The organism is Mycobacterium sp. 3-98 (genome assembly GCF_035918355.1).
Classification (GTDB): domain Bacteria; phylum Actinomycetota; class Actinomycetes; order Mycobacteriales; family Mycobacteriaceae; genus Mycobacterium; species Mycobacterium intracellulare.
Genome location: NZ_CP142360.1, coordinates 422,840 through 436,348, shown reverse-complemented (window position 1 = coordinate 436,348; position 13,509 = coordinate 422,840). Strand labels below are relative to the sequence as shown.

Genomic DNA, 13,509 nt, shown 5'->3' with positions numbered 1-13,509 from the left:
TCACGCCCCCAGCCTGGCCAGCATCGCGCCGACGACGTCGCATGCGCGCCGGGCCGATTCGAGCCTGCCCTCGCGGTCGATGCGGGGCCCGATGAGTTCCAGGTCGAAGCCGTGGGTGTAGCCGCCGGCGAGCACCCGGGCCACGAACGTTTCGATGGGGATGGCGCCGTCGCCGGGGACCGCCCGGTTCGGCAGCGCCCGGTCGCCGAGCACGTAGTCGCTCAGCTGGATGAGCGCCGTGCGCGGTAGCGCCCGTTGCACCTGGGTGTCGAAATCGCCTTCGGCCCAGCAGTGAAACACGTCGATGCACACCTGTAGGTCGCACATCTCCGCCAGGGCGACGGTGTCTCGCAGGGTGTGGGCGAGGTGGATGTCGGCGTACAGGCTGGACGCGTTCTCGATCGCCAGCGCCACTCCGGTGGCCTTCGCGCGCGCGGCGCACGGCGCGACCATCTCGCAGAAGCGCTCGGCGCCCTGGTTCCAGGTCAGGTCTCCGCGTCCGCCGGTGAGCATGTAGACCGTGTGCGCGCCCACCTCGGCCGCCGCGTCGATGACGGCGGACAGCGCATCCCGGGCGGCGTGGGCGTCGGAGGTCAGGCAGCCCTCGGCGAAGAGGTGGTACACCGCCTCCACGGTATAGTCGTTGTGCCGAAACAGTTTTGACAACTCCGGGTCGAGCAGCTGGCCGTCCAGGATGCTCAACCGGGATACGCCGAGCGTCGCCCAGTGCTCGTGCAGCTCGGCCAGCGAAGCGCCGTAGAAGGTGACGTTGTGGACGGACAGCCGTTGGTGTGCGCCCGTCATGTCAGCCCCGTTTTTCGATCGCGACGCCGAACCGGTCGCGGAAGGGCTTGAATTCGGCGTGCAGGGCGTCGAGGTCTTCTCCGATGTCTGTGAGCAGTTGCGTGGAGTAGTGGAACTTGCCGTAGCGGTCGCCGCGATTGTCGGCCAGGTACGCGCGCATCGCCGCCTCCGCCTCGGCGGTCAGTTCGCGACCGCAGAACGTGTAGTAACGCCGCACGGCGCCAACGTGATCGGTGATGAAGTCGGCGTAGCGGAGGTGCAGGATGCGGGGATCATCGACCAGCGGGTTGCTCATGGTGTTGGCGACGCCGGCGCGCGTCAACTCCAGATGCATCTTGGCCAAGGCGTGCAGGTCGACGGTGCCGACCATGCCTTCGGCGATGTCGGCCATCATCATGGTGCGTGAGGCGGCGACCTGCACGGGGTCGCGGTGCAACCAGACCATCCGCGCGTCGGGATAGGTGTCGAACAGCTCCTTGAGCCGGAATCCGTGAAAGCCCTTCAGCACCCGATACTTTCGCGGCCTGCGGTATTGGAGCTGTTGCAGCATGGCCTTGTGTAGCCGGTACTGTGCGTCCGGGTCGGTGGCCAGGCCCCCGACCAGTGACTGCATGGGCACCCGCCACCACGCGGTGGGTGTCATGACGCGGAAGTCGAACGCCCAGGTGCGTTCGTCCTCGGGCAGGCCGTCGCCCAGCATGTCGTTGTAGGGATGGCTGCGCAGCCATTTGGGCATCTTCGCGTTGATCTCGCGCCAGTCGGCGTCGGCGCGTGCCCGGCGCTCGTCGTCGGGTCCCGCGAGTCCCGGCGGCGGGGACGGATACATCACCTCCCAGAACCGTAGCGCCCGAGCGCCCGGGTCGACCGACATCAGGGCGTGCATCAGCGTTGTCCCCGAGCGTGGTTCGCCCGTGACGAACATCGGCGAATCGATCACTTCCTCGGCGATCGGGTAGCGGTTGCGGTCTTCGATGAGTTCGAGCCGCGAGGTCAGCAGCCATCGACATACCTGCGCGGCTTCGAATCTGCCGTCGGCGTCCAGGCCGAGGCCGTTGAGATGGTCGACGGCGACGGCGAAGCGCTCCGGCAATGTCGGGTCGCCGTAGTCGTGCAGTCCGGTTTCGGCCTCGGCGGCGGCGAGCAACTCCGCGGCGTCCAAAAGCGTTGTCACGACGGGTCTCCGCAGAGCCGCATGAGTTCGTCCTCGGCGGCGCGGACGTTCGCCGCCGAGGTCTGCGCGTAGGCCAGCCCGGCCATGGCGCCGTAGTCGAGGATCTTGGGTACGCGCAGGCCGGCGTCCACATAGGTCTTGACGATTCTGGCGACCTCTTTCGGTGTCCCGTGGGGCACGACGGACAGCACCATCTCGGGCCGCACCTTGCCCAGGAACTCGGCGATGCGGTCCCGGGTGAGCACCGCGGGGTCGATGTCCTGAAAGCCACGCCAACCGTCGCCCATGGGGTGTTCGAAACCGAAGTCGCGCAACGTCTTCGCGGACACCTGCAGCAGAAACGCCTTGACCAGGGGAGCCTGCAGGATCTCGGCGAGGGCCGCGTCGTCCTCGCCGATCAGGCACACCTGGATGAACGACGGTGTGATCGCCATCGGGTCGCGGCCGGCGTGTTCCGCGGATGTCCTCACCGCGGTGAGCATCTCGGCGTAGTGCCCGGGAGTCCAGGCGCCCGCCGGCCACCACCCGTCGGCGTGCCTGCCGGCGATGTCGAGCATCCGCGGGCCGCTGGCGCCGATCCAGATCTGCGGAGGCCGGCCTTCGTAGGGTTCGGTGTCCAGTCGGGCGTGGTGCAGCGAGTAGAACTGGCCGTCGAAATCGACCGGGCCGTCGCTGCGCCAGAGCAGCCGGATCACCGTCAAAGCCTCCTCGAATCGGCTGACCGGACGGGAGAAGTCGAAACCGTAGGGCAGCGTGTTTTCGCTCTCGCCACTGCCCAGGCCGAGGATGAAGCGCCCCTTGGCGAGGTGATCGATGGTCAGCGCCGTCTGCGCGAGCATCACGGGATGGCGGCGCACGGTGTCGACCACGGCGCTGACGATCGGCACCCGCTCGGTCAGCACGGCCGCCGCGGCCGCGACCGCGAGCCCGTCGAGGTGACGGTGCGGCGATGGGGACGCGGTAGCCAGGTCGGTGAACTCGGGAGTCCAGATCGAGTCGGGCCAGAAGCTGACCATATGGTCGGGCAGCCAAATCGAGTGGTAGCGGCCGCTGTCGAGTTCGCCGAGCCGCGACAGGTCGAGGGGCAGCGTTGTGCGGAGGAACGCCGCGGGTTGAACGGTCATCGAGAGATGATGCTAAGCACCCGCACAGCGTTGTGTCGATGAATCGGCTATTGCGCCCTCAACCCCGGCCGAGGTACGCCCTCAACCCCGGCCGAAGTGCGCCCTCAACCCCCGCCGAGGTACGCCCTCACCCCCGGCCGAACGTCGAGTTGTTGGCCGCCTGCACGGCGTGTCGCCGCAACAACTCGACGTTCGCGGAGCAAGAAAGGAGCGTTAGCCCGAAATGAACTCTTCGAGCTGGGTGCGCGCGATGTCGTCGGGCAGCTGCTGCGGCGGGCTCTTCATCAGGTAGGCCGATGCCGGGATCACCGGGCCGCCGATGCCGCGGTCCTTGGCGATCTTGGCGGCGCGCACCGCGTCGATGATGACGCCGGCGGAGTTCGGCGAGTCCCAGACCTCGAGCTTGTACTCCAGGTTCAGCGGCACGTCACCGAAGGCCCGGCCCTCGAGCCGGACGTAGGCCCACTTGCGGTCGTCGAGCCAGCCGACGTGATCGGACGGGCCGATGTGCACGTCTTTGGTCTTGAACTCGCGCTGCAGGTTGGAGGTCACGGCCTGCGTCTTGGAGATCTTCTTGGACTCCAGCCGCTCGCGCTCGAGCATGTTGAGGAAGTCCATGTTGCCGCCGACGTTGAGCTGCATGGTGCGGTCCAGCTGCACGCCGCGGTCCTCGAACAGCTTGGCCATCACGCGGTGGGTGATGGTCGCGCCGACCTGGCTCTTGATGTCGTCGCCCACGATCGGCACACCCGCGTCGGCGAACTTCTTGGCCCACACCGGGTCCGACGCGATGAACACCGGCAGCGCGTTGACGAATGCCACGCCGGCGTCGATGGCGCACTGGGCGTAGAACTTGTCGGCCTCCTCCGAGCCCACCGGCAGGTAGGACACCAGCACGTCGACGTTGGCCTCGCGCAGCGCCTTGACCACGTCGACGGGGTCGGCATCGGACACCTCGATGGTGTCGGCGTAGTACTTGCCGATGCCGTCGAGCGTCGGGCCGCGCTGCACCGTCACGTTGGTGGGCGGCACGTCGGCGATCTTGATGGTGTTGTTCTCCGAGGCGAAGATGGCCTCGGACAGGTCGAACCCGACCTTCTTGGCGTCCACGTCGAACGCGGCGACGAACTTCACGTCGCGCACGTGGTACTGGCCGAACTTCACGTGCATCAAGCCGGGCACGGTACTGTTCTCGTCGGCGTCGTAGTAGTACTGCACGCCCTGAACCAGCGAAGACGCGCAGTTACCGACGCCGACAATGGCGACTCGTACCTCCGTCGACGCAAGCGGCGCGTTCTGCTCACTCATATGGGCGTTCTCCTAACCTCTGACCTCTGACTGGATGCTGGGTTCGTGCGGGGGATTATGTTTGCTCGGAGAGGCCGGGCATAGCCCGCTCCGCAGCAATGAGCTCGTTGAGCCACTTGACTTCGCGCTCACTGGACTCGAGCCCCAATTGATGAAGCTGGCGGGTGTAGCGGTCGAACGAGCTACTGGCCCGCGCCACGGCTTCACGCAGACCCTCCCGCCGTTCCTCGACCTGACGGCGGCGGCCTTCCAGAATGCGCATCCGCGCCTCTGCCGGAGTCCGGTTGAAGAAGGCCAGGTGTACCCCGAAGCCGTCGTCGGTGTAGTTGTGCGGACCGGTGTCGGCCACCAGCTCACCGAAACGCCGACGGCCCTCGTCGGTCAACTGGTAAACGCGCCGGGCCCGCCGGACAGGCGTCCCGGCCGGCGCGGCGTCCTCGGCGATCAACCCTTCGGCCTGCATGCGACGCAGGGCCGGGTAGAGCGAACCGTACGAAAACGCCCGGAACGCGCCGAGTAAACCGGTCAACCGTTTGCGCAACTCGTAGCCGTGCATGGGCGACTCGATGAGGAGACCCAGGATGGCAAGCTCCAGCATCGATTCACCCCCTCACAAGACGGTTTGCATGGCTAGTTACGACGGTCCGACGCCTCGCGCAATCGTATCGTCCCGATATATTAGCCACAACACCACTCGGTGTTGGTTTGCAGTTCGTCACAGCCCACCGGGGGGTCGAGTTACGCCGGGGGGACGGGGCGTTACGTGGGCAAACTCATCTGTTTGACGGTGCCGTCACCCCCGAATGCGATGTAGCCGCCGCCGTAGTCACTGGAAACATAGAGCGACAGCGTCAGCGCCCCGGGTGTGGTCGGGTCTTTTGCCGGCTCGACGATCAGGTACGTCGATTTCACGTCGGACGGCTTCATGCGCAGGGTCTGCGGGGCGCCGCGCATGATGCCCACCGCCGCGTTGACGTCGAATTTGCTCAGGTCGACCGGCGCCGGACCGTCCGAGGAACTCTTGGCCGAGCTGGTCGGATCGCCCCATCCGCCCCGGTAGGTGTAAGCAAGGATTCGCCGGTCGTCGGAGGGGTCCGGGCGGTCCAACGCCGCATACGTCGGGTAGATCACCAGCCGGTAGCCCATGGTGTCGCCGAACCGTTTGCGCATCTGCTCGAGCAATCCCGTGAGCCCGCCGACCGAGTGCAGTTGCGTCGGCGGCGTCAGGACCACGGCGGCGACGCCGTCGGGCTTCGCTCCCGGGTCCGTGGTGAAGTCCAGCGGCGAGCGGGTGTTGCCGTAGAGGCCCCATCCGATCCCCATGCCCAGCAGGACCGAGACGACGAAGGCGGCGGCCGGTGCGCCCCACCCGGCCAGCCGCGGCCGCCGGGGCCGCGAGTCGAGGGCGGGCAGTTCCCGCCCGGTGTTGGACTGCAGATCGCGCACCAGAGCCTGCAGGTCGCCCAGCGTCACCGCCTTGGTGGCCGCGCTGACCCTTTCCCGATGCTCCTCGGCGGAGACCTCGCCGTCGCTCAGCGCGTTGTCGAGGATCGTGCAGGTGTCCTGACGGTCGCTGTCCCTGGCGCGGGTGGTCGCCGTCAACCCGCCGGCCAGCGGTGTCCCGAGCCATTTCGCCACGGGATGATCGTAGAAGTCCGGCTCGCGTTGGGCGCAGAAACCGACACCGAGCACCGCGGCAGGGCCGCCACAGTTTTGGTTGCGTATCACTGGTCGGGATGGCGTCGTACTCTGGTGGGCGTGCGACTGCAGCGACAAGTGGTGGATTACGCGCTTCGGCGGCGCTCACTGCTGGCCCAGGTGTATTCGGGCCGGACGGGCGTGTCCGAGGTGTGTGACGCGAACCCGTATCTGCTGCGCGCCGCCAAGTTTCACGGGAAACCGAGCCAGGTCATGTGCCCGATCTGCCGCAAGGAGCAGCTGACCCTGGTCTCGTGGGTGTTCGGCGAACACCTGGGCCCGGTCTCGGGCTCGGCGCGGACCGCCGAGGAGTTGGTGATGCTGGCCACCCGCTTCGAGGAGTTCGCGGTCCACGTGGTGGAGGTGTGCCGCACGTGCAGCTGGAACCACCTCGTCAAGTCATACGTGCTCGGCGCCGCGCGCCCGGCATCTCCTCCCAGGGGCAGCGGGCGCTCGCGGGCGGCGCGCAACGGCGCCCGCACGGCCACTGAATGAGCTCGAATGACGAAGGACGGCACAGCCAGTCGTCCGGTGACCAACGTGGGCCAGGGGCCGAGCGGGTGGGCAACCGCGACAACGACGACCGTCCGCAGGATTCCGGACAGCGCAATGCGCCGCGACCGTCCAACCGCCGCCGGCAGGGGCCGCCCGACGATCGCCTGACCACGATCCTGCCGGCGGTCAGAGACGACCAGGCGCCGCGGCGCTCCGACCCGATCGACGAAGTCAAAGCCGCCTTGGCCGGCCCGCCGTCGACGCCGTTGCGCCGTGACGCGATCGACGAGGTCAAGGCCGCCTTGGACAGCCGCGGGCCGGCGTCGGGCCGGCAGCAGCGCGCCGGCTCCGGAGGTCGCCCACCCGGCGGACCTCCGCCGCGGCCTGGCCGGCCCGGCGGATCCGGCGGACCCGGCAGGCGGGCGGCCGGACCGTGGCGCGACTGGGCCTGGACCCAGCAGATCAACTGGCTGTGGGTGCGCCGCGCCGCCTACCTGTGTGCGGCCGTGTTGGTGCTGTTACCGATCGTCACCTTCGCGATGGCGTACTTCATCGTCGACATTCCCAAGCCGGGGGACCTTCGCACCAACCAGGTGTCGACCATCCTGGCCAGCGACGGCTCGGAGATCGCCAAAATCATTCCGCCGGAAGGCAATCGAGTCGACGTCAACCTCAACCAAGTGCCCGTGCACGTCCGCCAGGCGGTGATCGCCGCCGAAGACCGCAACTTCTATTCCAATCCCGGCTTCGACTTCAGCGGCTTCGCGCGGGCGGTGAACAACAACCTCTTCGGCAGCGGGGACCTGCAGGGTGGATCGACGATCACCCAGCAATACGTGAAGAACGCCCTCGTCGGGTCGGCGCAGCACGGCATCAGCGGCCTGATGCGCAAGGCCAAGGAATTGGTCATCGCCACCAAGATGTCGGGGGAGTGGTCCAAAGACGAAGTGCTGCAGTCCTATCTGAACATCATCTACTTCGGGCGCGGCGCGTACGGCATCTCCGCGGCATCGAAGGCCTACTTCGACAAGCCGGTCGAGCAGCTCACCGTATCGGAGGGGGCACTGCTGGCGGCCCTCATTCGGCGGCCCTCCACCCTGGACCCGGCCGTCGACCCCAAGGGCGCCCTGGCGCGGTGGAACTGGGTGCTCGACGGCATGGTGGAGACCAAGGCGCTGTCGTCGAACGACCGTGCCGCGCAGGTGTTCCCGCAGACCGTGCCGCCCGATCAGGCGCGCGCACAGAACCAGACGACCGGGCCCAACGGGCTCATCGAGCGCCAGGTGACCCGAGAACTGATGGATCTGTTCAACATCGACGAACGGACGCTGAACACCCAGGGGCTTCAGGTCACCACCACCATCGACCCCAAGGCCCAGCAGGCCGCCGAGAAGGCCGTGTCGAAATACCTCGACGGCCAAGACCCCGACATGCGCACGGCGGTGGTGTCGGTCGATCCGCACGACGGCTCCATCCGCGCCTACTACGGCGGCAGCGACGCCAACGGCTTCGACTTCGCTCAGGCCGGATTGCAGACCGGTTCCTCGTTCAAGGTGTTCTGCCTGATCGCCGCGCTCGAGCAGGGGATCGGCCTGGGTTATCAGGTGGACAGTTCGCCGTTGACCGTCGACGGCATCAAGATCACGAACGTCGAGGGCGAAAGCTGCGGGACGTGCAACATCGCCCAGGCGCTCAAGCAATCGTTGAACACCTCGTATTACCGGCTGATGCTCAAGCTCAAGGGCGGACCGCAGGCCGTGGCCGACGCCGCGCACCGGGCCGGCGTCGCGACCAGCTTCCCCGGCGTCCCCCACACCCTGTCCGAGGACGGCAAGGGGGGACCACCGAACAACGGAATCGTGCTGGGCCAGTATCAAACCCGGGTGATCGACATGGCCTCGGCGTATGCCACGCTGGCCGCCTCCGGCGTCTATCATCGGCCGCATTTCGTGCAGAAGGTGGTCAATTCCGACGGCCAGGTGCTGTTCGATGCGAGCAAGTCCGAGGACAACGGCGAGCAGCGCATCCCCAAGGCCGTCGCCGACAACGTCACCGCCGCCATGGCACCGATCGCCAGCTACTCGCGCGGCCACGCCCTCGCCGGCGGCAGGCCATCGGCGGCCAAGACCGGCACCACGCAGCTGGGTGACACCAACTCGGACAAGGACGCCTGGATGGTCGGCTACACGCCGTCGCTGTCGACGGCCGTGTGGCTGGGCACCGCCAAAGGCGACGAACCGCTCGTAACGGCCTCGGGCGCACCGGTTTATGGGTCGGGGCTGCCATCGGATATCTGGAAGGCCACCATGGACGGCGCGCTCAAGGGCACCTCCAACGAATCCTTCCCCAAGCCGACCGAGATCGGCGGCTACGCGGGCGTGCCGGCGCCGCCGCCCCCGCCGAAGCCGCCGGCCGAAACCGTCATTCAGCCCACCATCGAAGTGGCGCCGGGCATCACCATCCCGGTCGGCCCGCCCACCACGATCACGCTCGCGCCACCGCCGCCCGGCGGCGGCCCGCCGGGCGCTCCGGAGCCGGGCGGCGGTGTCCCGCCGGGTGGGCCCCAAGCGCCGCCCCCGCCGCCGTGACCGGGGACGCGGAACACGGAGCCACCATTTCACCGCGGTCGTTGGCCGCGGACCTACGCAGCGCCGACAACCGAGACTGCCCGAGCCGCACCGACTTTCTGGGCGCCGCGCTCGCCGACGTCGTCGGGGGTCCCGTCGGCCGGCACGCGCTGATCGGCCGCGCTCGGTTGATGACGCCGCTGCGGGTGATGTTCCTGATCGGGTTGGTCTTTTTGGCGCTCGGCTGGTCGACCAAGGCGGCCTGCCTGCAAAGCACCGGCACCGGCACCGGCGATCAGCGCGTGGCCAATTGGGACAACCAGCGCGCCTACTACGAGCTGTGCTATTCCGACACGGTGCCGCTCTACGGCGCGGAGTTGTTGAGCCAGGGCAAATTTCCGTACAAGTCGAGCTGGATCGAGACCGACTCCACCGGCGCCCAGCAGATCCGCTACGACGGCCGGCCCGCAGTGCGGTACATGGAGTATCCCGTGCTGACGGGGATGTACCAGTACGTGTCGATGGCGCTGGCCAAGACCTACACGGCGCTGAGCAAGCTGGCCCCGCTTCCGGTGGTCGCCGAGGTCGTGATGTTCTTCAACGTCTCGGCGTTCGGACTCGCGCTGGCCTGGCTGGCCACCGTCTGGGCGTCCGCGGGCCTGGCCGGGCGGCGGGTCTGGGATGCGGCCCTGGTGGCGGCATCGCCGGTGCTGATCTTTCAGATCTTCACCAACTTCGACGCGCTGGCAACGGGTTTCGCGATGGCCGGATTGCTGGCCTGGGCGCGGCGCAGGCCGATGCTGGCCGGTGTGCTGATCGGGTTGGGGGCGGCGGCAAAGTTGTACCCGTTGCTGTTCCTGGGTCCCATGCTGCTGCTGGGAATCCGGACCGGGCGGCTGCGGGCGTGGGGCCGCACCGCGGCGGCGGCCGTGGTGACCTGGCTGCTGGTGAACCTGCCCGTGCTGGTGTTCTTTCCGCGCGGATGGTCGGAGTTCTTCCGGCTCAATACGCGACGCGGCGATGACATGGACTCGTTGTACAACGTCGTGAAGTCGTTCACCGGCTGGCGGGGTTTCGATCCCAAGCTGGGTTTCTGGCAACCGCCGACGGTGTTGAACACGGTCGTCGCGGTGTTGTTCGTGACGTGTTGTGCGGCAATCGCATTCATCACCCTGACCGCTCCGCGGCGACCGCGGGTGGCGCAGGTCGTGTTCTTGGTGGTGGCTGCTTTCCTGCTGACCAACAAGGTGTGGAGTCCGCAGTTCTCGCTGTGGCTGGTGCCGCTGGCGGTGCTGGCTCTGCCGCATCGCCGGGTGCTGCTGGCGTGGATGACCATCGACGCGCTGGTGTGGGTGCCGCGGATGTATTACCTGTACGGCAATCCCAATCGTTCGCTGCCCGAGCAGTTCTTCACCACCACGGTGCTGTTGCGTGACGTCGCGGTCATCGCGTTGTGCGCGCTGGTGATCCGCCAGATCTACCGGCCCGACGAGGATTTGGTGCGCTGGGGCGGACGGGTGGACGACCCGGCGGGCGGGCCGTTCGACCGCGCACCCGACGCCCCGCCGGGCTGGCTGCCGGACTGGCTGCGGCCGGTGGGCTCACGCCGCGCGAGCGCCCCCGTGCCCGAGGACGCCGACGAACAACCGGCACTGGCGCCATGACATGACCCGGGTCGCCATCCCGATCTTTCCGCGCTTCACCGCTCTGGACGCGGTGGGGCCCTACGAGGTGCTGCAACGCATTCCGTCGATCGAGGTCGTGTTCGTCGGGCACCGCCGCGGTGAGGTGCGGACCGACAACGGAATGCTCGGCGTCACCTGCGACGCCACTTTCGATGAGGTGAGCACCCCGGAGGTGGTGGTGTTTCCCGGCGGCATCGGTACCCGCCAACTGATCCACGACGAGGCCATCCGGGACTGGCTGCGGGCGGTGCATCCGAGCACCAGGTTCACCACCTCGGTCTGCACGGCTCATTGCTGTTGGCTGCGGCCGGACTGCTCGAGGGGTTGACCGCCACCACCCACTGGGGCGCCGCCGACCTGCTCAACAATTTGGGCGCGCGCTACGTGCCCGAGCGGGTCGTCGAGCACCTGCCGCAGCGGATCATCACCGCGGCCGGGGTGTCCAGCGGCATCGACATGGCGTTGCGGCTGGTGGAGTTGCTCGTCGACCGCCAGGCCGCGCAGGCCGCCCAGCTGCTCATCGAATACGACCCGCAGCCGCCATTCGATTCCGGTGCGCTCGCCAAGGCCGATCCAGCGACGCTGGCCAGGGTCAAGGAATACATGGCCGCCCGGCGGTAGCGGGGTTGCGCCGTCGCGCGGATTTTCTGGTCAGCCCTGTATCCGGTAGCCTGGGGCGGTTGCCGACGCAGGCGACCCTCCTGCCACGGATCGACCGTGGCCGCTTGAGACCAGAGGAGGTGGTGAGGTTTCCATGCGTCCATACGAAATCATGGTCATTCTTGACCCCACGCTCGACGAGCGCACCGTTGCACCGTCCTTGGAGACGTTCCTGAACGTCGTCCGCAAGGATGGCGGATCCGTCGACAAGGTCGATATCTGGGGCCGGCGCCGGCTGGCCTACGAGATCGCCAAGCACGCCGAAGGCATCTACGTCGTCGTCGACCTGAAAGCCGAGCCCGCGACGGTGTCCGAGCTCGACCGCCAGCTCAGCCTCAACGAGTCGGTACTGCGCACCAAGGTGATGCGCACCGACAAGCACTAACAATCGTGGCCGCGCCGTGGACCCACGGCGGGGTGCACCTGCGTAGGCTCAGCGAGGACACGCTCATGACATCCACTACCGGAGCGGCGAGCAACAGCGTGGAACGAGGAGGAAACTGTGGCTGGTGACACCACTATCACCGTCGTCGGAAACCTGACCGCAGACCCAGAACTGCGGTTCACTCCGTCGGGTGCCGCCGTCGCGAATTTCACGGTGGCGTCGACGCCTCGGATCTATGACCGCCAGAGCGGGGAGTGGAAGGACGGCGAGGCGCTGTTCCTGCGATGCAACATCTGGCGGGAAGCCGCCGAGAACGTCGCCGAAAGCCTCACCCGCGGCTCCCGTGTGATCGTCACGGGCCGGCTCAAGCAGCGTTCGTTCGAGACCCGCGAAGGTGAGAAGCGCACCGTCGTCGAGGTCGAGGTCGACGAGATCGGCCCCTCGCTGCGGTATGCCACGGCCAAGGTCAACAAGGCCTCGCGCAGTGGCGGTGGCGGCGGCGGCTTCGGCGGTGGTGGCGGCGGTGGATCCCGCCAGCAGGCGGCGCCCGCAACCGGCGCACCGGCCGACGACCCGTGGGGCAGCGCGCCGGCGTCGGGCTCGTTCGGCGGCGGCGACGACGAACCGCCGTTCTAAAGAACTTCAGCAGTAGAAAAGGGAAAGAAAGACAGACATGGCCAAGTCCAACAAGCGGCGCCCGGCTCCGGAAAAGCCGGTCAAGGCGCGGAAGTGTGTCTTCTGCGCCAAGAAGGATCAAGCGATCGACTACAAGGACACCGCGCTGCTGCGCACCTACATCAGTGAGCGCGGCAAGATTCGTGCGCGTCGCGTCACCGGCAACTGTGTGCAGCACCAACGCGACATCGCCATCGCGGTGAAGAATGCCCGCGAAGTGGCGCTGCTGCCCTTCACCTCCTCGGCGCGGTAGGCGTCGAAGGCCAACTGAAAGTTACGAACGATGAAGCTGATTCTGACGGCCGACGTCGACCACCTCGGTACCGTCGGCGACACTGTCGAGGTCAAGGATGGCTACGGCCGCAACTACCTGCTCCCGCGCGGACTGGCGATCGTGGCCTCGCGCGGCGCGCAGAAGCAGGCCGACGACATCCGCCGGGCCCGCGAAACCAAGGCGGTGCGCGACCTCGGCCACGCCAACGAACTCAAGACGGCGATCGAGGCGCTGGGACCGGTCTCGCTGCCGGTGAAGACCGCGGCGGATTCCGGGAAGCTGTTCGGCTCGGTGACCGCCGGCGACGTCGTCGCCGCGATCAAGAAGGCCGGCGGCCCCAACCTGGACAGACGGATCGTCCGGCTGCCGAAGTCGCACATCAAAGCCCTCGGTACTCACCCGGTGGCGGTGCACCTGCACCCCGAGGTCGACGTCGAGGTCGCGCTCGAAGTGGTCGCGCAGAGCTAAGCACCCGACATTTGCTCATTCCCGGCGGTGGCCTTGATCGGCCGCCGCCGGGCTTTTTGCGCTGCGGGCTTGCGGCCGTTGTTTGCCCCGGGTGGTCGCGGACGTGCTCCGTAGCGAACGATTTCTGGGCCGCATCCGAACGGTCCGCGTTACCGGCCCGTAACGCTGGGAAAATATGGCGGAAAGCCAACACGC

At 67.6% G+C, this 13,509-nt stretch carries 13 protein-coding genes and 1 pseudogene; 8 read left to right on the top strand and 6 right to left on the bottom strand.

Annotation, left to right across the window (positions count from 1 at the left end; genetic code table 11):
• From QGN30_RS02210 to QGN30_RS02185, 6 genes are all read right to left on the bottom strand, one after another.
• Positions 1-804 (bottom strand): sugar phosphate isomerase/epimerase family protein, encoded by an 804-nt coding sequence (locus QGN30_RS02210; RefSeq protein ID WP_248923312.1) that lies wholly within the window; start codon positions 802-804, stop codon positions 1-3.
• Between the two features lies 1 nt (position 805).
• On the bottom strand, positions 806-1,975 hold the full coding sequence (locus QGN30_RS02205) for a sulfotransferase family protein (protein ID WP_248923313.1): 1,170 nt from the start codon (positions 1,973-1,975) through the stop codon (positions 806-808).
• Positions 1,972-3,099, bottom strand: a complete 1,128-nt coding sequence (locus QGN30_RS02200; protein WP_248923314.1) for an LLM class flavin-dependent oxidoreductase — start codon at positions 3,097-3,099, stop codon at positions 1,972-1,974. Before QGN30_RS02200 ends, QGN30_RS02205 begins: the two co-directional genes overlap by 4 nt.
• Positions 3,100-3,312: 213 nt before the next feature.
• A complete protein-coding gene (locus QGN30_RS02195) occupies positions 3,313-4,407 on the bottom strand; it encodes an inositol-3-phosphate synthase (protein WP_008262662.1) in 1,095 nt (364 codons plus the stop codon).
• A gap of 55 nt (positions 4,408-4,462) precedes the next feature.
• Positions 4,463-5,005: a PadR family transcriptional regulator gene (locus QGN30_RS02190; RefSeq protein ID WP_003874738.1), complete on the bottom strand. Its 543-nt coding sequence runs from the start codon at positions 5,003-5,005 to the stop codon at positions 4,463-4,465.
• 161 nt (positions 5,006-5,166) lie between these two features.
• Positions 5,167-6,045, bottom strand: a complete 879-nt coding sequence (locus QGN30_RS02185; RefSeq protein WP_026071086.1) for a DUF1707 SHOCT-like domain-containing protein — start codon at positions 6,043-6,045, stop codon at positions 5,167-5,169.
• 120 nt (positions 6,046-6,165) lie between these two features.
• Here QGN30_RS02185 and QGN30_RS02180 point away from each other — a divergent pair, with 120 nt between their 5' ends.
• The 8 genes and pseudogenes from QGN30_RS02180 (at position 6,166) to rplI (ending at position 13,314) form a co-directional block, all read left to right on the top strand.
• The gene (locus QGN30_RS02180) at positions 6,166-6,600 is read left to right on the top strand and encodes a DUF5318 family protein (RefSeq protein WP_036389608.1); all 435 of its coding nucleotides are present in this window, start codon (positions 6,166-6,168) and stop codon (positions 6,598-6,600) included.
• A 65-nt stretch (positions 6,601-6,665) separates the two neighbouring features.
• On the top strand, positions 6,666-9,188 hold the full coding sequence (locus QGN30_RS02175) for a transglycosylase domain-containing protein (protein WP_038534708.1): 2,523 nt from the start codon (positions 6,666-6,668) through the stop codon (positions 9,186-9,188).
• Positions 9,185-10,831: a glycosyltransferase family 87 protein gene (locus QGN30_RS02170; RefSeq protein WP_095562373.1), complete on the top strand. Its 1,647-nt coding sequence runs from the start codon at positions 9,185-9,187 to the stop codon at positions 10,829-10,831. Before QGN30_RS02175 ends, QGN30_RS02170 begins: the two co-directional genes overlap by 4 nt.
• A gap of 1 nt (position 10,832) precedes the next feature.
• A pseudogene (locus QGN30_RS02165) lies at positions 10,833-11,473 on the top strand (DJ-1/PfpI family protein).
• A gap of 133 nt (positions 11,474-11,606) precedes the next feature.
• A complete protein-coding gene (gene rpsF / locus QGN30_RS02160; RefSeq protein ID WP_007771721.1) occupies positions 11,607-11,897 on the top strand; it encodes a 30S ribosomal protein S6 in 291 nt (96 codons plus the stop codon).
• Between the two features lie 117 nt (positions 11,898-12,014).
• Positions 12,015-12,533, top strand: a complete 519-nt coding sequence (locus QGN30_RS02155; protein ID WP_095562374.1) for a single-stranded DNA-binding protein — start codon at positions 12,015-12,017, stop codon at positions 12,531-12,533.
• Between the two features lie 37 nt (positions 12,534-12,570).
• The gene (gene rpsR, locus QGN30_RS02150) at positions 12,571-12,825 is read left to right on the top strand and encodes a 30S ribosomal protein S18 (RefSeq protein ID WP_003874730.1); all 255 of its coding nucleotides are present in this window, start codon (positions 12,571-12,573) and stop codon (positions 12,823-12,825) included.
• Positions 12,826-12,855: 30 nt separating this feature from the next.
• Positions 12,856-13,314: a 50S ribosomal protein L9 gene (gene rplI / locus QGN30_RS02145; protein ID WP_095562375.1), complete on the top strand. Its 459-nt coding sequence runs from the start codon at positions 12,856-12,858 to the stop codon at positions 13,312-13,314.
• Positions 13,315-13,509: the final 195 nt, after the last annotated feature.

Excerpts from the sequence above, each read along its gene's own strand:
- QGN30_RS02210 (WP_248923312.1), bottom strand. The coding sequence starts at position 804 with ATGACGGGCGCACACCAACGGCTGTCCGTCCACAACGTCACCTTCTAC.
- QGN30_RS02200 (WP_248923314.1), bottom strand. The coding sequence starts at position 3,099 with ATGACCGTTCAACCCGCGGCGTTCCTCCGCACAACGCTGCCCCTCGAC.
- QGN30_RS02195 (WP_008262662.1), bottom strand. The coding sequence starts at position 4,407 with ATGAGTGAGCAGAACGCGCCGCTTGCGTCGACGGAGGTACGAGTCGCC.
- QGN30_RS02190 (WP_003874738.1), bottom strand. The coding sequence starts at position 5,005 with ATGCTGGAGCTTGCCATCCTGGGTCTCCTCATCGAGTCGCCCATGCAC.
- rpsF (WP_007771721.1), top strand. The coding sequence starts at position 11,607 with ATGCGTCCATACGAAATCATGGTCATTCTTGACCCCACGCTCGACGAG.
- rpsR (WP_003874730.1), top strand. The coding sequence starts at position 12,571 with ATGGCCAAGTCCAACAAGCGGCGCCCGGCTCCGGAAAAGCCGGTCAAG.
- rplI (WP_095562375.1), top strand. The coding sequence starts at position 12,856 with ATGAAGCTGATTCTGACGGCCGACGTCGACCACCTCGGTACCGTCGGC.